The organism is Hahella ganghwensis DSM 17046 (genome assembly GCF_000376785.1).
GTDB lineage: Bacteria > Pseudomonadota > Gammaproteobacteria > Pseudomonadales > Oleiphilaceae > Hahella > Hahella ganghwensis.
The window spans coordinates 19,028-39,603 of record NZ_AQXX01000119.1; the positions used below are offsets into that span (position 1 = coordinate 19,028).

The 20,576-nt window shown below is 49.2% G+C and carries 17 protein-coding genes; 9 read left to right on the plus strand and 8 right to left on the minus strand.

Going from position 1 to position 20,576, the window contains the following annotated elements; translation table 11 throughout:
• Positions 1-13 precede the first annotated feature (13 nt).
• Positions 14-1,168 (minus strand): murein hydrolase activator EnvC family protein, encoded by a 1,155-nt coding sequence (locus F566_RS0115305; protein ID WP_020407880.1) that lies wholly within the window; start codon positions 1,166-1,168, stop codon positions 14-16.
• A gap of 170 nt (positions 1,169-1,338) precedes the next feature.
• A complete protein-coding gene (gene gpmI, locus F566_RS0115310; RefSeq protein ID WP_020407881.1) occupies positions 1,339-2,883 on the minus strand; it encodes a 2,3-bisphosphoglycerate-independent phosphoglycerate mutase in 1,545 nt (514 codons plus the stop codon).
• A gap of 387 nt (positions 2,884-3,270) precedes the next feature.
• Here gpmI and F566_RS0115315 point away from each other — a divergent pair, with 387 nt between their 5' ends.
• From F566_RS0115315 to F566_RS33035, 4 genes are all read left to right on the plus strand, one after another.
• Positions 3,271-3,717 (plus strand): rhodanese-like domain-containing protein, encoded by a 447-nt coding sequence (locus F566_RS0115315; RefSeq protein ID WP_020407882.1) that lies wholly within the window; start codon positions 3,271-3,273, stop codon positions 3,715-3,717.
• 97 nt (positions 3,718-3,814) lie between these two features.
• On the plus strand, positions 3,815-4,078 hold the full coding sequence (gene grxC, locus F566_RS0115320) for a glutaredoxin 3 (RefSeq protein ID WP_020407883.1): 264 nt from the start codon (positions 3,815-3,817) through the stop codon (positions 4,076-4,078).
• Between the two features lie 159 nt (positions 4,079-4,237).
• Complete coding sequence (gene secB / locus F566_RS0115325) at positions 4,238-4,720, plus strand: protein-export chaperone SecB (protein ID WP_020407884.1); 483 nt, start codon at positions 4,238-4,240, stop codon at positions 4,718-4,720.
• Between the two features lie 236 nt (positions 4,721-4,956).
• Positions 4,957-5,211: a ribosomal protein L7/L12 gene (locus tag F566_RS33035; RefSeq protein WP_020407885.1), complete on the plus strand. Its 255-nt coding sequence runs from the start codon at positions 4,957-4,959 to the stop codon at positions 5,209-5,211.
• On the opposite strand, the gene F566_RS0115335 is transcribed toward F566_RS33035, so the two are convergent.
• Positions 5,203-5,739 carry a YaeQ family protein gene (locus F566_RS0115335; RefSeq protein WP_020407886.1) on the minus strand — a complete coding sequence of 179 codons (537 nt, stop codon included), beginning with the start codon at positions 5,737-5,739 and terminating at the stop codon, positions 5,203-5,205. The genes F566_RS33035 and F566_RS0115335 overlap by 9 nt on opposite strands.
• 157 nt (positions 5,740-5,896) lie before the next feature.
• Between F566_RS0115335 and F566_RS0115340 the strand changes: the two genes are divergently transcribed.
• From F566_RS0115340 to F566_RS0115350, 3 genes are all read left to right on the plus strand, one after another.
• Positions 5,897-6,838, plus strand: coding sequence for a ribose-phosphate diphosphokinase (locus F566_RS0115340; protein ID WP_020407887.1), 942 nt, complete (start codon positions 5,897-5,899; stop codon positions 6,836-6,838).
• Between the two features lie 77 nt (positions 6,839-6,915).
• Positions 6,916-8,037: an AI-2E family transporter gene (locus F566_RS0115345; protein WP_020407888.1), complete on the plus strand. Its 1,122-nt coding sequence runs from the start codon at positions 6,916-6,918 to the stop codon at positions 8,035-8,037.
• 171 nt (positions 8,038-8,208) lie between these two features.
• The gene (locus F566_RS0115350; protein ID WP_020407889.1) at positions 8,209-10,008 is read left to right on the plus strand and encodes a BamA/TamA family outer membrane protein; all 1,800 of its coding nucleotides are present in this window, start codon (positions 8,209-8,211) and stop codon (positions 10,006-10,008) included.
• Between the two features lie 33 nt (positions 10,009-10,041).
• On the opposite strand, the gene F566_RS0115355 is transcribed toward F566_RS0115350, so the two are convergent.
• Positions 10,042-10,605, minus strand: coding sequence for a hypothetical protein (locus F566_RS0115355; RefSeq protein WP_026180034.1), 564 nt, complete (start codon positions 10,603-10,605; stop codon positions 10,042-10,044).
• Between the two features lie 225 nt (positions 10,606-10,830).
• On the opposite strand from F566_RS0115355, the gene F566_RS0115360 reads away from it, so the two are divergent.
• Both F566_RS0115360 and F566_RS33040 read left to right on the plus strand, forming a co-directional pair.
• On the plus strand, positions 10,831-12,468 hold the full coding sequence (locus tag F566_RS0115360) for a methyl-accepting chemotaxis protein (RefSeq protein WP_020407891.1): 1,638 nt from the start codon (positions 10,831-10,833) through the stop codon (positions 12,466-12,468).
• Positions 12,469-12,604: 136 nt separating this feature from the next.
• On the plus strand, positions 12,605-12,826 hold the full coding sequence (locus F566_RS33040; RefSeq protein ID WP_020407892.1) for a DUF3622 domain-containing protein: 222 nt from the start codon (positions 12,605-12,607) through the stop codon (positions 12,824-12,826).
• Between the two features lie 73 nt (positions 12,827-12,899).
• On the opposite strand, the gene F566_RS37370 is transcribed toward F566_RS33040, so the two are convergent.
• From F566_RS37370 to F566_RS0115385, 4 genes are all read right to left on the minus strand, one after another.
• Entirely contained in the window at positions 12,900-13,799 is a 900-nt protein-coding gene (locus F566_RS37370) for a nucleoside triphosphate pyrophosphohydrolase family protein (protein WP_020407893.1), read from the minus strand.
• A gap of 167 nt (positions 13,800-13,966) precedes the next feature.
• Positions 13,967-14,497 (minus strand): TFIIB-type zinc ribbon-containing protein, encoded by a 531-nt coding sequence (locus tag F566_RS33045; RefSeq protein WP_020407894.1) that lies wholly within the window; start codon positions 14,495-14,497, stop codon positions 13,967-13,969.
• A gap of 15 nt (positions 14,498-14,512) precedes the next feature.
• Entirely contained in the window at positions 14,513-15,070 is a 558-nt protein-coding gene (locus F566_RS0115380; protein ID WP_020407895.1) for a rhomboid family intramembrane serine protease, read from the minus strand.
• Positions 15,071-15,110: 40 nt separating this feature from the next.
• Positions 15,111-20,456, minus strand: a complete 5,346-nt coding sequence (locus tag F566_RS0115385; RefSeq protein ID WP_020407896.1) for a DNA repair ATPase — start codon at positions 20,454-20,456, stop codon at positions 15,111-15,113.
• Between the last annotated feature and the right edge of the window lie 120 nt (positions 20,457-20,576).

The window sequence follows — 20,576 nt, forward strand, 5'->3', positions numbered from 1 at the left end:
AGGACGAAGCCCTTCACTTAAGCCACTTTGTGGGGCTATCCGGTTTTCCTTTATGCCGTATCTCAAAGTATAGCCCGCTTTCCTGCTGTCCACCGCTGTTTCCGGCGCTGGCAATCAGTTCGCCGCTATTTACCCAATCCCCGGTATCCTTAAGAAGAGCCTGATTGAAGCCATAGAGACTCATGTAGCCGTCGCCATGGTCAATGATCATGAGCAGGCCGAACCCTCTGAGCCAGTCGGAAAAGACGACACGTCCATGGTGGACTGCCTTGACTGGTGAGTTAACCGGCACGGAAAAAAAGACGCCCGGCATTCTGTAGCTTTTGCCTCCGGCGGAACGGCCGAAATTCCTTTGCAATTTTCCGGATGTTGGCCAAGGTAATTTAGCACGGAGTTTGGCAAAAGGCACCGAATCCTGAGTTAACTCTAAGTTAGATATGGTTTTTTCGACTTCCTGAACAAGTGTTTCGAGCTGTTGACGGTCCTTTTCCATGCGAACCAGTTCATTTTTCTTGTAGCTGAGGCTTTTAGTCAGTTTAGCCAGGGTTATGGCTCTGTCCTTTCTTTGTCCCTCAAGCCCTTCGCGTGCTTTGGCCAGGTTGTTGCGGTAGCTGATCAGCTCCTGGTTACGTTCCAGAATGCCGGCCCGTGTCTGTTTCAGCTTATCAATGGTTTCCCGATACTCGTCAATCTGCTCGCCCCGGGCTTTATTCAGATAGCTGTAGTAGCTCATCAGCCTCTGCAGTCTTAGCGGGTCTTCAGCGTTTAACAGCAACTTGATGCCTTGTTCCTGTCCCATGGCATAGGCGGCCCGGATCTGTTTGCCCAGCAGGGCCTGCTGCTGGTTGAGGGAGGAGAGATGTTCTTTTTCTTCTGATTCCAGCTTTTTGATGTTGTCTTCAGTGACACGGATATCGCCTTCAATGGCATTGATCTCGCGGACTTTTGTCTGGATCTTTTCTTCTGTGGCACGCAGGTCTTTTTCCAGTTGGCTTTGCTCGCCACTGGCATCATCAATCCAGGTCTGTAGCTTGGAAATGTTCTGTTTCAGTGCATCAAGCTTTTGTTGCTGCAGCTCATGATCTTCCCAAGGGTCAGTAGCTGAATCCACCGGCAGACTGATACTCAGGCAGAGAAACAATAGACAATGGCGAAATGACAACTGCATGAGAGAGTAACAACAATACCGGTAATGTTCGTGGGATAAGGAGTCAGGTTGTGTCGGTGGGAGTATAGAGGAGTTTGCAGGTAATGAGCAAAAGGGAGTATCAGAAGAAGATTGTGGCATAACCAAACTTCCCCGATTTGGAAACCGGGGAGAGTTTGGATGCGGGTCGATCAGGAAGCCTGAATCAGGGATTCGCCGGTCATTTCCTCGGGTTTATCAATATCCATTAAAGCCAGCAGTGACGGAGATACATCGCAGAGACTGCCGTTATCCTTTAAGGATATTTTTTCTGGGCCAATGTAGACCAGTGGAACGGGCCCGGTGGTATGTTGAGTGTGAGGGTGGCCATTCTCATCGACCATTTGCTCGGCATTACCGTGATCAGCGGTGATCAGGCATTGTCCGCCCACTTCGTTCAATGCATCGGATACTCGCTGCAGGCATTGATCCAAAGCTTCGGCAGCCTTGATTGCCGCATCATAGTTTCCTGTGTGCCCGACCATGTCGCCGTTGGCAAAGTTGCAGACAATCAGGTCATAGTGGCCGGATTTGATGGCTTCAACCAACTTGTCTGTCACTTCCGGCGCACTCATTTCGGGCTTGAGATCATAAGTGGCCACATCTGGAGAAGGTACCAGCACCCGGTCTTCACCCTTATATTCTGCTTCCTGGCCTCCGCTGAAGAAGAATGTCACGTGGGCATACTTCTCGGTCTCGGCAATACGCAGCTGGGTTTTACCGATATTGGACAGGTATTCGCCGATACCATTGACCAGTGTTGAGGGTGGGTAAGCGCAGGTGGTTTTGATGTCTGCCGCGTATTCCGTGAGCATGACAAAATCAGCCAGCTGTGGCTGGGTAGCGCGTTCGAAGCCGCTGAAATCCGAGTCGACAAACGCTCGAGTCAGTTCTCTGGCGCGGTCCGGGCGGAAATTCATGAAGATAACGCTGTCACCGTCTTTGATGTAAGCGTCAGCTTCGCCTTCGGCCTGGATTCGGGTCGCTTTGACAAACTCATCGTCTTCTCCGCGCTCGTAAGCGGCAGACAGAGCCTGTTCTGCGGACTCGGCGGAAAATTCGCTTTTGCCTTGTGTCAGTAAGTCGTAAGCCTGTTGCACGCGATCCCAGCGATTGTCGCGATCCATGGCGAAGTAGCGTCCAACAACTGAGGCTACCCGGCCACAGCCCAGATCTGCCAGTAGTCTGGAAGCTTTTTCCAAAGAGGGGGCGGCGCTGCGAGGAGGGGTGTCCCGGCCGTCCAGAAATGCGTGGATATAAACTTCTTGGGCGCCCCGGGCTTGTGCCACACGGCAGATTTCAAAGATATGTTCTTCGTGGCTGTGAACGCCACCGGGGGAAAGCAAGCCTAGAATATGTACGGCTTTACCAGCTTTGGTTGCCTGATCAATTGCGTTCGTCAGGGCTGGCTGGGTGGCAAAGGTTCCTTCGGCGATATCTTTATTGATTCGGGTGTAATTCTGGTAAACGATGCGTCCTGCGCCGAGGTTCATGTGACCAACCTCAGAATTTCCCATCTGACCTTCTGGCAGGCCGACCGCCATTCCTGAAGTGTGAATCAGGGTGTGTGGCTGCTCTTTCCAGATTTTGTCCCAGAATGGGGTGTTTGCGTGGGCGATGGCGTTATTGTCGAGTTCTTCTCTGTGGCCCCAGCCGTCCAGTATAAAGAGGGCAGTTGGTACGCGTTTGTCTGTCATGGTCCGTCTTACTCCGAAAAATTAAAATCATTTTCTCAACCATTTCATTTTTCTTATCGTTGGTAGTGATGAGTGTGTTTGTTCAGATGTGATATCAATAATCAGCTAAAGGCCCCGGAATACATAGGCTCTGTCTAGTGTCTGAATAAAACTTTGCAGAGCCAGGGTATTTTACCCAGATTAAGAGGGAATGTCCTGATCAGTTCAATTGTCTCTTTGTATGATATCGATAGCCGGTAAGCAGATCAGAGGGCAATTCGCCTCTATTTGTCAGTAATGACAGTAACCGGATTTATCTGCGAGGAGATGCAGTCTGTCACTTTTATGGGTTATTAAATAGGGTTTAAGCCTTGTGGGAGCTTCTGAATCCGGGGCGTGGTGTGTATAATGCCCGGGATTTTTACTGTGGAAGAGGTTATGGAGAAGTTTCTATTTTTTGCGATGGATCATTGGATCCTCAGCTCGTTATTTGTGGCGTTGGTGGTAGCGTTGATTATTACCGAGCGTATGCGTGGCGGGAAAGCGGTGACTCCTCAGCAGGCTGTGATGATGCTGAACAAAGAGCAGGCTGTGGTGGTAGACGTTCGTGACAAGAAGGAAACTTCCGAGGGTGTGATTCGCGGCTCTGTTCTCATACCTTTCAGCTCTTTGAAAGAGCGCGCCTCTGAACTTGAGAAGCACAAAGACAAAACCATCATCATTGCGGATAAGATGGGGCAGCACTCCAGTATGGCGGTGCGTACTCTGACTGGAGCTGGTTTTACCAATGTCCAGCGCCTTTCAGGCGGTGTCGTTGAATGGAAAAACGCCAATCTTCCTCTGGCTAAGAAGTAAACAGCTTGATTCCGGTTGAATTGCCTAATCCGCAATTTGGAAACTTAGGTGCTTGATTGGAAATGTAAGAGTCAGAGAGCCAGATTGGAAAGAAGTAATGTCTCAGATTAAACCCGTAACCATTTACACGACTCAGTTCTGTCCTTATTGTATTCGGGCCAAGCGTTTGCTGGAGTCAAAAGAGGTTGGCTTTGAGGAAATCAAAGTGGACTTTGATCCTCCCAAGCGTGGCGAAATGATGGAGCGGAGCGGGCGACGCACAGTTCCACAGATCTGGATTGGCGATCAGCATATTGGTGGCTGCGACGAATTGTACGCACTGGAGAGAACCGGGAATCTGGATGCGGTTCTGGTAGAATAACCGGAATCCAAAATAGCAGGGCGAAACATCTTTCCGGTGTCTTGTCTATGAAATCTGCACAATAAACTTTTAATACGTTCGTTATGAACGTTTTTGAATTAAACGAATTATCGTGTATTGAAACCCGAATTATCGAGTATTGAAACCTAAGGTAAGCTCATGGCTGAAGAACAGAACGCACAACAACCCAAATTTGCATTGCAGCGCATCTACCTGAAGGACCTGTCCTTTGAGTCACCTAATGCTCCTGCAACTTTCCAACAGGAATGGAAACCTCAGGTCAATATGGATCTGAACACTGAGAACAAGCAACTGAGCGAAAATCAGTGGGAAGTGATCCTGACTCTGACGATTACAGCCAAAGTCGATGACAAGTCTGCTTTCCTGGTCGAAATTCAGCAGGCAGGTGTATTCCTGATTGAAGGCCTGAATCCTCAGCAACTGGCTCAGACGCTGGGAGCATTCTGTCCCAACCTGTTATTCCCATATGCCCGTGAAACTGTGGACACGATGGTTGTGAAAGGCAGCTTCCCTGCACTGATGTTGCAACCGGTCAACTTTGACGCTATTTATGCAGAGGCTGTTCGCCGTAAGCAGCAAGCTGCTGCAGGTGAAGAGGCGGCAGAAGCGCCTAAGCACTGATATCTGTAAGCGGCTCTGTAGCTATTGCAGGGCCGCTCATCCTTTCAGCATACTGTTTAGTTCCCAGTTCCCAGTTCCCAGTTCCCAGTTCCCAGTTCCCAGTTCCCAGTTCCCAGTTCCCAGTTCCCAGTTCCCAGTTCTCAGTTCTCAGTCTTGTCGCAGCTGTCGGATAAATGCCGATACCTGAAATAGTGTCTATTATTGGAGGAGTTTTTAATCCATCTGTAGAGGCTGTTATGGAAAATATTAATCCCTGGGCTGCTGGTGCTGTGGTTTTGGCTGTCATTTTGGTGTTTTTTGCCATTCGCTCGCGTGGCAAGGAAGGTGGCCAGATCAACAGAGTTGTGGTGCCTCCGGCTGATCTGGCAACGGATGAAGATATCCGCAAACTGGCCCATGGTGGTAAAAAGATTCAGGCGATCAAGCTCTACCGCGAAAAATACAATGTTGGTCTAAAAGAAGCCAAGGAAGCTGTTGAAGCGTTAGAGTAGCTGAGGTAATTCGACGCACACGCTGTTGTCATTATCGCTGAGCCAAAGCTGGCCGTCCTGGATAGTGCATTGAAGATCCATCGTGCGTTGTGCCATGGCGGCAAGTTCTGCCAGGGTAGACTGACTTATTGAAAGCACCCTCAGATTATCAAACCGGGCCAGGTCATCTTTGATTTTCTGCCACCAGACGGGTGCTGCCCGATCACCGTAAGTTACGATGATCACTTCATTGGCTCGTCCACAGGCTTTTTTGATGCGGCTTTCCTCTGGAAGCCCGAGGTCAATCCACAGCTCAATCTCATCACTTAAGGACTTGATCCACAGGTCCGGTTCATCCTGGGTTGACAGGCCTTTGGTGAACTGGAGCCGTTCGTTGGCATTAAAAGCGAACACTGCCAGCCTGAGCATCATGCGTTCATCGGTTTCGGATGGATGGCGGGCCAGGGTTAGCGGAAAATCTCCGTAAAGATTCCGGTCCATATCTGCAACATGAAGAGTCGCTTTGAAAATTGTCGATTTCAGGGCCATGGAATTTAAGACTCAGGCATAGAGGTGAATGAAATTTGTGGGGAGTCTGCCATAATAGGCGCCGTTTATACCAGCAGTCTGCTTGATGGCAAAAATCAGCAGGTTATCTGGGTCAAGTCAACGAACATTTCACATGCAGGTAAGTCGAGACAGTACCATGAAAGACGTCCTCAGAATATTTTCCGGTAATTCCAACCCTTCCCTGGCCAGGGAAATCAGTCAAAACCTTGGTATGGAATTAAGTCCGATGGAAGTTTCCCGCTTCTCTAACGACAACCTGCACGTTCAGATTCAGGACAATGTCCGGGAGAGGGACGTTTTCATTGTGCAGTCTTTCACTCATCCGGTCAGTGATCATATCATGGAATTGATGATTGCCATTGATGCATTACGCAGTGCGTCTGCCCGCCGGATAACCGTTGTCATTCCCTATTATTCCTATGCCCGTTCGGACAAGAAGGATGCTCCAAGAATTTCCATTACCGGTCGATTGATTGCGGACCTGCTGCAGACTGCCGGGGCGAACCGGGTATTGACCATGGACTTGCACGCAGATCAGGTACACGGATTCTTTAATATCCCCGTTGACCACCTGACAGCATTACCGCCTATGGCCGCCTACATCAAGGATCACCACGACATCTCCAATATGGTTGCCGTTGCTACAGACGCCGGTGGTGCCAAGCGAGTTGGCAAGTTCTCCTCTTGCCTGAATGTGCCCATGGCGATTATTGATAAGCGTCGTGTCAGTGATACGCAGGTCAAGCAGGGCGTTGTTGTTGGGGATGTGAAAGGTAAAGACGCCATTATTTTTGAAGACGAAATTTCTACTGCAGGAACGTTGATTTCCACCGTCGATACATTGTTGGCCGCCGGTGTCAGAAGTGTTCATGCGGCAGCCACCCACGGAGTGCTGTGTGGTCCGGCGATTGAGCGGATCAAGAGTTCCGGTATTGAGTCGGTGATCGTCACCAATACGGTAGATATCCCCGATGAGAAGCGCATTGATAAAATTACTCCTCTGTCTGTGGCTCCGCTGTTTGCGGAGGCTATCAAGCGCATCCACACCGGCGAAAGTGTTGGCGCTTTGTTCACCTGAGCAAATAAGTTTTCACCGGCCTGTGCGAAAGCTGGCCGGTGTTTTGTTTTGAGACTCCCGGGCTAAAGAGGGACATTATGTCTAGAAAGCTGGAAGACGGTTCATTTCTGATATTTCTGGTTATCGTTTCCATTGGTTTCGGCATTATGATCATGCCGTTTTTCTCCGCTATATTCTGGGCTGCTGTCCTGGTCATTCTATTTAGCCCGCTGCATCGCTTCATGACTCGCAAGCTCGGGCAGGGGCCCAATCTCAGTGCGCTGATTTCTCTGGTGGCCAGTCTGTTGATTGTGGTTATCCCGATTACACTGGTGGTGGCAATGTTGGGCGTAGAACTGGCGAATCTATACCAGGGGATGAAGACTGGAGATATACAGGTGCAGGTGTGGGTCGACAAAATCAAGGCGACGGTTCCATTGCTGCAGGAACTGGCGGAACGTTTTGATATCGATTTGAGCAACGTCAATCAGCACCTCTCCTCCGCTGCATTGGCCGCCAGTAAAGTATTTGCTTCCCAGGCTGTCAGCGTGGGGCAGGAGTACATGAACTTCCTCATCAATTTTGTGCTGATGCTGTACCTGACTTTCTTTTTCCTCCGTGATGGCAATTCGCTTATTCAATTGATGATCCGAGCTCTGCCACTTGGTGACACCCGCGAACGCCATCTGTTTAGCAAGTTTGCAGAAGTTTCTCGGGCTGTAGTGAAAGGTAACCTGGTTGTGGCAACAGTACAGGGAACTCTGGGTGGAATTATTTTTGCCATCCTGGGATTGCCGGGAGCAGTCCTTTGGGGCGTGGTCATGGTGATTCTGTCGTTGCTTCCCGCCGTCGGTTCTGCATTGGTTTGGGGGCCTGCCGCTGCCTACCTGATGATTAGCGGGCAATATGTTTCAGGCGTGATTCTGATCCTGTTTGGGATCTTTGTTATCGGTTTGGTTGATAATGTTTTACGGCCCATATTGGTTGGGCGTGATACAAAAATGCCCGATTTCATGGTGCTCTTGTCCACCTTGGGCGGTATTGGGTTGTTTGGTCTGAATGGTTTTGTCATTGGTCCTATTCTGGCTGCTCTGTTTCTTGCCTTCTGGCAGATATTTATGGATGAGTTTAACCCTGAGACTGTCGAAGGGGCTGCTGATCTGCTGATATCGGCGGACGATGATGCGGAAAAATCTGATTCCGCTGAATCCAAGGGTTGAGGTCTGGATGTCGCTGAAATGATAGCGAGTAGCTAATTTTCGGCCTGTATCAAGATTAAATTTGATACTCAAAAAGTATTCTATCGCTTATGACTGACTACACTATTAGTGTAGCGATTGTTTTTGTCTCTGCTGTGGTCATAACGAGATAGGGTTCCAATATGAGGTCAGATGAAACGTCATCAGGTCTGCCAACTTTGCATCTACCTGTTTAAACCGCTACCACTTTTTAAACAGGTGGGGCAGTTTAAGCTATCGCTGAAATTTATCCCCTGTCTCATGTTTATGTACGCAGCATTGCTGTCGTCTTCGGCAACAGGGGAGGTTTCTGCCGGTGAGTCTTTTAGTCAGGTTGACGAAGGCTGTACTGCGATAAGAGCCAACCCGGCCGATTTGGACCTGGATGACCTGGAGGGGCGTGTCGCTGAGCTTCTTCAGGTACCTGATGGTGCTGTGATACGCAGCATCCGCATATATCCTCAGGATATTTACCATGATTATGGCAAAGAGGAAAATCTGCGTTGGTATGAACATACCGTCAATGCGTTGCATCCCATTACTATCGAGTCGGCGATAGAATCACAGCTGCTTTTCGAGAAAGGGGACGAATATAGCAAAGACCTGATCGAAGAAACCGAACGTAATCTGCGTCGCAGTCCTTATCTTTATAATGCTCAAATTGTGCCCACTCAGGTGTGCGGTAATCTGGTTGATCTTGCCGTAGTGACCAGAGATCTCTGGACTTTGCTGCCGACGATAGGGCTGTCACGGTCAGGTGGAGACAACCGAACCATCATTGGATTAAGCGATAAGAACTTTTTTGGCACAGGCAAAGAGGTGTCATTTAATCGCGAAGCAGAAAAAGACAGGGTTGAATACAATGTGGATTATTTTGACCCGAATCTGTTTGGAAGCCGCTGGCAGGCAGGATTTCAATTGGCTGACAGCAGTGATGGGGAGCGTCAGAGCGGGAGTGTGATTCATCCTTTCTATCGAGCAGGAGCACCTTGGGCTTTCGAATTATCCGGGTTTCATGAAATCCGCAGCGATGAACTCTACTTCCGCGATGAAACCATTAATGAATTTCGTCATCTGGTTGATAAATTAAATATCTCTGTTGGTGTTTCCACGTTCTTCGATGGGAGCCAGGAGCAGAGACTTTTTCTTGGAGCGTCGGCAGAGACCCATGAATTCAGTGAGATACCTGAAACAATGGGGCCTATTCCTGAAGACCGTCAACTGAGGTATCCCTGGATCGCCTATGAATGGCAGGATAACGAGTATCTCAAAGCGTTCAATATCAGCCAGATTAAACAAGTGGAAGACATCCCCCTCGGCTGGCGCCACTATGTCAAATTTGGATGGTCGGATGAAGAGTTGGGAGCTTCCTCTGATCAAATTGTTTTTGGTTTCGAAAGCCGCCATCGGTACGGTGACGCCTACCGTATAGGCTCACTGGCGGTATCGCAGGAAGGATACTGGAATGTTGATAACGGAACCTCTGAAAACCTGGTTCTGACTTTGGCGGGAGATTTCACCCAATTAAACGAAGAACGGGACCGGGCATGGTTTACTTCGATTATTTACAAGTATGTCCATAACCTGACCTTGGATAACCAGTTATTACTCGGAGGAAATAATGGACTCCGAGGGTATCCTTCCAACTATCAGGCAGGGACTCAAAGTTTTCTGTTCAGTGCAGAACGGCGCTTCTTCTGGGAGTGGTATCCACTTAAGACATTTCATGTCGCCGGTGTGGTTTTTTTTGACGCTGGAAGAGCCTGGTTTCCGGGGCAGGGTAACGGCATTAACGGTAAAGTATTGACTGACGTTGGGTTCGGTATTCGGGTGACTTCCAGCAGGATCAGAGTCACTCGTGTGGTGCATGTGGACCTGGCATTCCCTTTGGACAGGGAGGATGATGGTATCGAGGAAGTACAGTTAGTACTAAGGGGCCAGCAATCATTTTGAGCTGGCCCCTCGAATGATGGGAAGTTCAGGCTTTCACTGAACTTTGGATGCGAACTTAATGTAGCCGGAAGTCTTAACGGTCATATTATTGTTCCCGAAGCCTTCGGTTCCCGGGCAGTTGTTGATCGTAGCAGAAAGCTTGAGTTCGCCGCCTTCCAGATGCGAATAAACCCCGGTACCCTGGACTGGGTTGATGGTTTCCATTGCCTTCATAGGCTGACCAGTACTACAGAACATATCTCCGCTGGTGGGGATGATCGAATCGTTCTGAGTATATACGATGCCGGTACGATCTGAATTGACTAGTACGTGCTGCGCCAAAAAGGTTGCAGGGTCCACTTTACCCTGTACCAGTCCATGGACCAGCATGTACCGACGAACACGTTCCTGTTCGTCTTCCGATGAATCGGCCCAGCCTTCTCTTTCAAAATAAATAACAAACTGCCCAAGTTGTTCGGGTTGGATGACTCCCACTTCCTTGGTCAGGATATTGCCGATAATCGGACGATAAATACCGTCCAGTTCTCCCTTAAGAGTTCCTGCATTACTGATAGTCGTAAAGGCGGTCAGACAAGCTGCCAGAATTGTTCTTTTCATCTCATTATGTCCTTGATTATTCATTCTTCCAGATAGGCCTACTTCTCAGTTGAAGCGTCCTCGTTTAGCTTAGGACGCTATCTGATACCAGAACATCGGCTTTTTGGATTATTCACCTTTTGGGTTTGATTTGGGCGTTATGCTGAATCAAGGGAGCGTCTTAGCGGCCTTCCCCTTCAAAGGTGCGCAAAAGGCCGGTTAGGCCCATTTGAGTGGTAAACTCCTGTGTTGGACTATTTCAGAAAAATAAGTATTACCAACCGGTTCAATCTGATTTTCGGCCTCGTCATCATCAGTATGCTGGTGATGATCTGGATGGCCAGGTTGAACACGGCCGATACATTGATGGCAGGTAAACAGCATACTACCCGGAGCGTAGTAGATACTTCCATTGGTGTTATTGAATACTATTACAGCAAGTCCCAGGATGGTAGCCTGACAGAATCCGAGGCGAAGAAACAGGCTTTGGAAGCCGTTAGAAAAATTCGCTATGACGGTCAGGAGTATTTATGGATCAACGACTATCAGCACGTCATGCTGATGCATCCAATTAAGCCTCAACTGGAAGGTAAAAACCTATTCAGCCTGAAAGACCCTAATGGTGTGCAACTCTTCCGGGATTTTGTCGCTGTAGTCAAAAAGGACGGGGCAGGTTATGTCGGTTATGACTGGCCAAAACCCGGCCATGAAGATCCTGTGCCGAGAACCAGTTATGTGAAAGGCTTTGCCCCTTGGCAATGGGTGGTCGGAACCGGTGTTTACACTGATGACGTGATCGCGGAACTCAATACCCAGACGCTGGATTTGGTGAAGGCCATGGGCAGTGTCTTGATCGTTCTGGTTGCAGTGATGGTGGTGGTTTTGCGCAGTATCTCCATACCGCTGAGGGAAACTCTGGAGAGGATGCGTGATATTGCTTCCGGTGAAGGAGAGCTGACGAAAGAGCTCAAGGTCCAAGGCAGTGATGAGCTGGCCAATCTGTCGGAGCAATTCAATACTTTTATTGCCAAAATCCGGGCCCTTGTGATCAATGTCAGCGAATCTATTTCGCAGCTTTCCAGTGCTGCTGAGACATTGGGGAATGCTTCTGAATCCAGTGCTGAAAGTGTCAAACGCCAGCAGAGTGAGACAGATCAGGTCGCCAGTGCTATGAATGAGATGACGGCCTCTGCCAGTGAAATTGCGCAAAGTGCTGAAAAGGCTTCAGCCAGTGCAGAAGAAGCCAGGCAGGAATCGGAAAGAGGACGGGAAGTTGTCACGCGAACTCTCCGAATGGTGGCAGAACTGGCCGATACAATGGGAGAAACCACCGATTCAATCGCTAATCTCAAATCTGAAACGGTCAATATTGGCTCTGTCCTGACGGTCATTCAGGGGATTGCAGAGCAGACGAATCTGCTGGCGCTGAATGCGGCTATTGAGGCGGCCCGTGCAGGTGAACAAGGCCGAGGCTTTGCGGTAGTGGCGGATGAGGTGCGAGCGCTGGCAAGCAAAACCCAGCAATCCACTGAAGAAATCAACGAGATGATTGCCAAACTTCAGCAGGGAGCGACTTCTGCAGTCGACGCTATGGAGCAAAGCCAGAATAAAACCAAATCTTCTCTGGAACAGGCTGGAGAAGCGGACGAAATGCTGTTGAAAGTGGCGGATGCGATTAATCTCATAAATGATATGAGCTCTCAGATCGCAACGGCATCTGAAGAGCAGAGTCTGGTCTCAGAAGAAATAAACAAGAACGTTTCCAATATTGTTCATTGTACAGAAGATGCTGCCAGTTCGACCAAGAGGGTATTGGAATCCAGCCAGGATGTTCGGTTGGTTGGTGAAACTCTGAAGCAGCAAGTTGGCCAGTTCCGGGTGTGACAGACAGGAAAAAACTCTGGCAGACCTCTGATAATCTGTATATCCTTCCGGCGGCTTTATCTATCAGGTAAAGTCGCCTTATTTATGTGTGCCGAGGCACAATGGCCTCTGAACTCGTCAATCCGGAAACCTGAATATGACCAAGAGCAAAAAATACGATTATCGAATAGTCCATGATGAGATGAGCTGGACCGGCGAGATCGTCAGAAAGGTCTCTAACAGCAAGAGTGTCGTATCCAAGCGCCGGGAAGGATTTGCCACTGAGGCGGATGCCAAAAAATGGTGTGAGGAAGAAATAAAGGTGTTTATGCAGAAGCAGGCTGAACACAATCAAAGACACGCCAGCCGTAGAAGTTAATTTACCTGGCTGTCTGATTTCAGGATATGCTCGGACTTGGCACTGGCAACAGTAGGGTATTTCTTGGCCTCTGTTATTGCTCTTTGAACATTGTTTTTAACCAGCGAATATCTTCCGGCCCAAGGCAAGCTTTAGTATGCAGGTCTGGATGTTGAAGAAGTTCCTGGTAGGTGTGCTGTACCGCTTTTTCGGTCAGGCTTTTCCACCTGTCACCGTCCAATTCTGGTAAAGATCCGGTGGCGAGATTGAAGTCCGTCAAAGGATCGTGCTCTTGTTCAGTGGTGCGAAGAGCCAATTCAAGCTCCTGTAAGATAGGGTTGATGACTTTGATCGTATCTGCGGAGGTAAATTGCTTCAGGACATGTTTCTCTGCTTCTATCAAGGCTTTCTTCTTTTGTTGCTGGGAAAGCTTGCTGCCTAACGTCCTTAGCCCGTACTTACCAATTGTTGGACCGATTCCCGGCAACATGGCTTTTGCCGCTATTCCTGCCCCCGCCAGCGGATTTACCAGAGCTGTAAGTCCCCCTACCAGCAGCATGCCGTAAGTCAGTTTGCGATCCAGATTGTCAATTGAATCTGCGAGCTCTTCAAGGCTATGTGGGGTGTCAGCAGTTTGAGTTTCTGACAGTTCCCTGGCTGTTTCAATCAGATAGCTCTTCAAGGCCGTTTCATAATGTTCATTGGGGAGATGAAAAACCCTACGCTTTGGAAGATCGTTAACTTCCAGAGCGTCAGTAGGAAGGCATCGGGTTGTGTGGAGTGAAAAGCCTGCAGCAGAGAGCTTATATGGGACAACAAAGTAATGCATTTCATCGTATTGCTTCTCATAGCTGTCCGTTTTTTCGAGAGAAGCGAAGAGCTGGAGGCCGTTGATGTGTTTACTTACACTATCCAGCTTCCGGTTTATTCCGGCTATTAGTTGCTCGCTTGCCGAGTCGAGCGAATTAAGGGTTTCTCTTATTTTATCTCTCATATTTTATTTAAGCCGCCATAAGTGCTCGTACTTATTCTAGCTCAGCTTGTCAGTTGGGGCTCCATGAGTATTATACAGACACCGAAGATAACCGGTGGCCAGATAATGTCTCCCTGAAGCCGTGAGATTGCTCCGCTGGTGTATTTGTCTACTGTAAACGTCGGGTTTTATACGCTTAGCAACAAGTACTGACGTATCTCAGCTGTATTATCATGCTGTTCCATCCATTCCTTGAACAGGCGGACTTTTTCGAAGTCTTCTTCACCTAGAGTGTTTTGGTAGCGTTGATTGACGCGATTGATCTGCTGCTGTCTGCGAAGCTCTCGTTGCCATTCTTCGGTGAAAATTTTGGGGAGTTGTCCTGCGAGCTCTAATTGCTTCGGCAGTTTCCACTCTCCCTTGTCGAGCCAGGCTTCATCGCAATGTGTACACAGATCCAGTTTGTTCTGGGTCCGCAGATCGATCCGGAATTTGGTCATCAGACGTGAACATTTCGGGCACATTTTGGCATGTTCGACGTCTTCAGAGATGACTTCAACATCGACTTTCTCAACATCAGCGTCACGCTGGTTGACCCAGTGACGATAGTTGAGCAGTGGAAGTAGTGCGCCTTCACACTTGGGGCAGGATGCGGCGACCAGGTTTTCATCCAGTAATTTGGGTTCCAGGGTGTATCCTGTGCATTGAGGGCAGTGCATGATGTTCTCCTGTTATTATTTGGGTTCTTTTCTGAAGATGGTGCTGAGCCAGGCGGCGCCGATACCTGAAAGAGCCCCAAACAGATGAGCTTCGAAAGACACTCTGGGGTCGCTGGGGAGCACGCCATAGATCATTCCGCCGTACAGAAAGACCACAACTAAGGCTATAAAAATGTTGAGGGCGCTACGATTGAACCAGGCCAGAGCAATACTCAAACTCCATAATCCAAAGATCCATCCGCTGGCGCCAATATGAATTGATGGGCGGCCAAACAGCCATACCAACAGTCCGCTGCAGGTAATGATAAACAGACTGCTCCAAAGGTAAAGCTTTAGTGAGCGAAGCAGGCAGAGCCAACTGAAAATGGCAAAGCCTATAAGGTTGTTGAACAAATGGTCCAGGCCACCGTGGAGAAAGGGGGCTGCAAATATCCCCGGTAAACTTTCAACCACATGCGGTCTGATGCCATATCGTAATAGCTGGAAGTTCAACATGATATTGGCAAAGTGCACAACAATCATGATGATGGCCAGCCACATGATAATTTTGGTTCGTGACCATAATGTGTTCATGGGCTGGTCTGTCTAATGTGATACATATCTATCTTAATGGTCAGCCAGGTTTTCTGGAGCGTTTGATTTCTTCTTCAAGTTCCCTGAGTTGCCTGGAAATATCGTGCATCTTTTCCTGGGTTTTCAGATCGATATCAATCTTTTTGTCCATGCTGTGGACCAGGGGATACAGACTGTTCTGCCAGGTGTCAGCCAGTACCCTGAGAATGTTTTCCAATCCCGGAACCGGTGGGCTGGTGACTTCGACCTTGGGCTCGACTTTGAGTCTTGGAGTGCTTTTGGAAATGGTTTGCCCAAGACTACTGAGTGACTCCAGTAATCCGCTTTGGAACTGCTGAACTGACTGCCGCTTTTCCTGCTCGCGCTGCTGTTCAAGCTCGGCTGTGACTGAGCGGTTATCGGTAACGCTTTGGTTCAGATGCTGAATACCTTCGACCAGGTCTGTCAGCTGTGCGACAACCCGTCCACCAACATCCGCATCACTGCCCCCCATGGCTTTATTGCGCAGGAAATCCTTCTTGATCTGCTCCCATCTTTGTTGCTCTTCCTGCGTCATGTTACCCCGCAGTTCTGCCAGCTTGAGGAGGTTTTCCTCAGCCCCGGTGGTCAATAGCTGTGCTTCGCCGAGATAATGATCGGAAATCAGCTGCATCAGCTCATCATCATTCATGACAGAGGAAACCTTTTCTGCCATTTTGTTCATGTTCCGATAGCTTCCCTGTAGCTTGAACGAAGGTTCGTTCCGGTAGCGATCGTCCTGGGCCGCAGAGGCAATATACTGCTGGTTGATCTTCAGAATGACATCCTGGATGACAAACAATTTCTCCAGTACGGATTTCATTTCATTCAGTTCGGCACCGCTGTACTGATGCTTAAGATCCGTTGCTGCAATCGGCTCACCTTTTGCCATGTTAATGATCTTATAAACATCGTCCATCTCGCGGGTGGCCAAAGGTGCCAGTACAGAGTTGGAGGTCAGACTGTTTTCGATATAGCTGAGGCTGAACTGCTCATCCATGCCGCCCAGGATGTCACCCAGATTGTATATGTCTGCCCGGTTGGCGAGCATGTCTGGAACTTTAAAGGCTTCACCTGACTCGGTATAAGGGTTACCTGCCATGACAACACAGAACTTACGGCCGCGCATGTCGTAGGTTTTGGTTTTACCTTTCCATACCCCTTCGATTCGACGTGTGCCATCACACAAAGAGATAAATTTCTGGAGGAACTCCGGATGCGTATGCTGGATATCATCCAGATACAGCATTACGTTGTTACCCATCTCCAGCGACAGGTTGAGTTTTTCCAGTTCCTGTCTTGCTGTGGCGTTGGGAGCCTGTGCGGGGTCGAGAGAGAGCACATCATGTCCCAGAGAAGGACAGTTGATCTTCATGAAAATCAGACCAAGCCGGTTGGCCACATATTCCATCAATGTGGTTTTACCGTAACCAGGAGGTGAGATCATCATCAGAAGACCCATCAGGTCCGTCCTTTTGCTCTCCCCGACGGTTCCCATTTGCTTCGCGAGATTGTCCCCGATAATCGGCAAATAGGATTCGTTAATCAGTCGGTTTCGCACAAATGAGCTGAGCGGGCGAGGTTTGAACTCCTCCAGTCTCAGAGCTTCGCGCTCCTCTTCGATGATGTTCTGGCGTAACTTGAGATACTCATGATAGCCAGGAACCACTTCTTGCTGGTGTCGCTGCAGGCGTAGCATGAAGCTATCCAGTGAAAAATGCAGGGTCTGCTGGTCCATATTGGGATGGTCGCCCAGCAGATCGGTGACTTCAAGTTCCAGATCCGTCTGGCTGACCCGCCGCTCAATTCTCTGGCCTGCATTCATCAGAGCTACGGCTTCGGGAATATAATGTTCAAACTGTTGCAGCTTCTTCCTCTCAACCATGGCTGACAACCAGGCCTCTCCGAGCTTCCAACGTTCGTCCACCTGACCGTGCAACTGCTCTTGTGCCGTCTGATAGGTGCGCCAGCTCTCTTCATCAAGGGAGCGTTTGAACTCTTCTGATAGTTCTTCAGCATATTTGCTGCAAATAAATTCCAGTCGGTCACGTCCCACTTCGGCAACAAGGTAGGCAGCTGCCTGTTGTTGTTCGAGTGTTGAAAAGGGCATGGGATAGCGTTCCAGGAACTGTTTCAGATGAGACTGCACTTCCGTTTCCAGGTGCCTGATTGCGCGCGAGTCGGCAAAGGTATTTTTAAGCATCCACGCTGACTGTGCCCGCTGCTGCCATGTTGCTGCCGTGCCGGAGAGTTCTTCTATCTGACTGCGGCCGGGAAGGGCGGATTGTGTGCCCAGTGGTTTGATCAGGTTAGCCCAGAAAATTTGAGCCAATGCGCGTGATCTAGGGTTGAAAAGCAGCAGGTCTGCACTTTCCATGGCCGGCAGTAATTGTTTCAGAATGAGCGCGGTATCATGATCATGAACCCCTTTCTGGTAGCCTTCCTTATACCGGGGGGCAGAGAAGGATCGAATGATCTTCAAAAGTTGATCATCATCCAAAATGGCCTGATTCAGAGTGTCCATATTGAACTCATCTTTGCCGGACTCAGCGGCCTGAATGATCAGCATGGCAAGATACTCTGAACGGTAAACCTCACTGGTTTCTGACTCCAGAGACATGCTCCAGTAGGGTTTCAGCTCCAGTAGTTCGGGCCGCTCAATGGTCTCGAAGAAATTGGTGCCGGTGAGATGTATGCTCAGGCGGTCTTCTCTGGGAAGAATGGTCAGATCCAGTTCCTGGGTGTTGACACTGAATTTGTGTCTTGGCCCCAGTTTGATGACGTTACCGCCTGCCTCATAAATATCCGTTTTGTCCCGCAGAGATCTGGTGGCCTGTTCACGAACGGACTTCAGGCGTGATTCCACGTCATCTGCTTTTACGTTGCTGTCCAGCTCCCGTAATTTTTCTACAGATTCGCGAACCTTCTGCACCAGAGCGTCGGAGGCAAAGAAAGTATTAAGTTCATCTGCCTCATTGAATTTCATGGCTCGCCGTTCAATGCTTGCCAGGATTCTGTTGGCACCGTCCAGGACGGTCTGAGCTTTACGCTGGCGCTCATCCAGCAGTTGTTGTTTGTGGGATTCGAAAGTCTCGTAGACTTCTTCCCGCTTCTCCATGATGTCTGCCAGAAACTGATCAAAGTCGCTGAACTGACTTTCCAGTTCCTCAAGCTGAATCAGGAGGCGGGATAGCTGTTCATCGCAACGTTCCGGTGTAGTGGACATACTGAGAGCGTTGGTGATGCTTTGGGTAAACAGCTTGAACTGTGCCCCGAACTGGGCGACAGCCTCTTCTGAGCCCAGATTTTTGCCTTTATTGGCTGCTTTGGCCTTGCTTTGATTCAGCCGCGAGTAGATATCCGAGATGGAATCGACAATTTGAGTGCGAATGTTGGCGTCCGCGACTTTGAGCGTGGCCATCAACTCCGACAACAAGTCGAGGCCTGAGGCCATGGAGGTAAATGTTTCGATTAATGGCGACAATGCGGCCATTGTGGTTGATTCTTCTACCTCTCCATTGAGCTGATCAATCCGCTCAAGATAAGGTTTGAATGCATCTTCGCCCTGAAGAAACTCGACGGTGCGCTCGCTCAGACTTTCTTGGGTTTTAACCAGCTCTGCATCCAGTACATCAATACGTGCCGTGTCGATGTAACGTAATTCTTTAATGGTGGTGAGATGCCCGCGCTGGTGCCTGATCTTGTCCAGAGCGGCAACATAATCCTCCGCCGATTCCCAGTTCTCCGGGCGTATGGACAGAAGAATGGCCTTTTGCTCTTCTTCCGCTTTGGCCATGGTTTTGGCGGATTGCTGGCGAATGGACTGAACTTTTTCAAATTCATCGATGACTAGTTCTGCGGTTGCAGAGATTTCTTTCAGAAGGCCAGCAATCGTGGCCACTTCCTCTTCATCTATCCAGAAGTGATGATCAAAGAACTTATTGGCACTGACGGCCAGTTCTTCATACAACCTGGCCGAAACAGACTGGTTTTTAATGATACGGACGAGGCTGAAGAGATCCGATACACCTCGGACAAGCTCCGAATTTCCTATTCTGCCGTAAAAGGTCTGGGATGGCGGTATCTTGCTGGCGAACTCTTCACTGACAAAAGGGGTTTGCCAGATCTGCATGGGATGTACCCGAGTCGGTTCTTCTTCGGCAGTGAAGATTACCAGTGTGCCGTCATCACCCAGTGCGTAACCATGGCCGTAGATCGGATTCTGAATCGCTTTATCGATCAGATTGTAGGCCAGCAGACAGACTATGCCGTCTTCCGGTTGGTAAAAGCAGTAGAAAACGTCTTCACCATTAGGGGATCTCATCTGACGTTTAAACTTGAGGCCTTTAACTTCACCGTCAAAGGTCTTGTATTCCCCGGTCTGGAGGTAGTAGCCGCCGGGGAAAATAATTCCGTGATCTTCTGGCAATTGAACGCAGGATTGTCCAATGGCATCGATGCGCATGACATCCTGGGTTAGCGTATTGAATATCAGATAACGCCAGAGCTCTTCCCGATAGGGGCGTATTTTCAACAGAATCAGATCTCCGACCTGAGCATAGAAAATACTGGCGTCGTCAATGGACTGAGTTTCATCTTCAACGTCTTCGCGATAAATACCGAGACCGTCATCAGTATTGTTTTCCACCTTGATGGTGAGGTCACCATTGATGGTCTCAACGAAAACTTTGTCTAAAATATTGATGTGTGGATGGCGACCATGGACGGTGTCGTCCCGAACGGTGGCTGTCCACTCGAAATCGAAGGCGGGGGGAAGCTGAATATCGCGCTCCCCGCGATTGTCTATGTATTTGACTTGTTTGCCGTCAGGTGAGACAGACCAGCGGAATACACGGATATCTTCAAGGCGTTCACCAATCTGGAAGCCGGCCAGCAGTTTGCCGTCTTTGACTGTGAGTTCAACCAGTCGGGTGTGTTTGTAATAACGATAAAGTTCATCAAAATCGTTAACAAAGCTGCGCTCAGCCAGAAAAGTGCCTGCAAGCGACACCTCTTCCATTGTCTGGTCTGCACCGTCACCCTCAAGCCGGAAGAGGGCAAAAACATCCTCGACTTTGGTTTCCTTTTTCAGGCCAATATAGACATTGAAACCGAAAAGGAGCACCTCTCCCACTTGAACCAAATCCCGTGGGATACAGTTATTCTCGGTGCGTACCCGAACTCGGGCTGCCACGTTCATTTCTGAAGTGCCAAATTCTTCAAGGCGTGCTTCGTTTAGGGTTTTCGCCTGGTTTTCAAGCTGTTTTCCCTGATCGATCAAACGTTTTCTGATGACTTCGTAAGCACCGCCTTCGGCCACGGCCGATTCTGTCAGGTCGGTAGCTTTGGTTTGATCCTGCTGTGCCATAACTTGTTTCCTAGTCCTGTTGATACGTCCAACCGTCTGTCTCGTTAATCAGCATGCATTGCAAAACGCTGAAACAAGGGCGGTGTGATCAGGCTGCTCCCGCAAAGGACATTGATCATG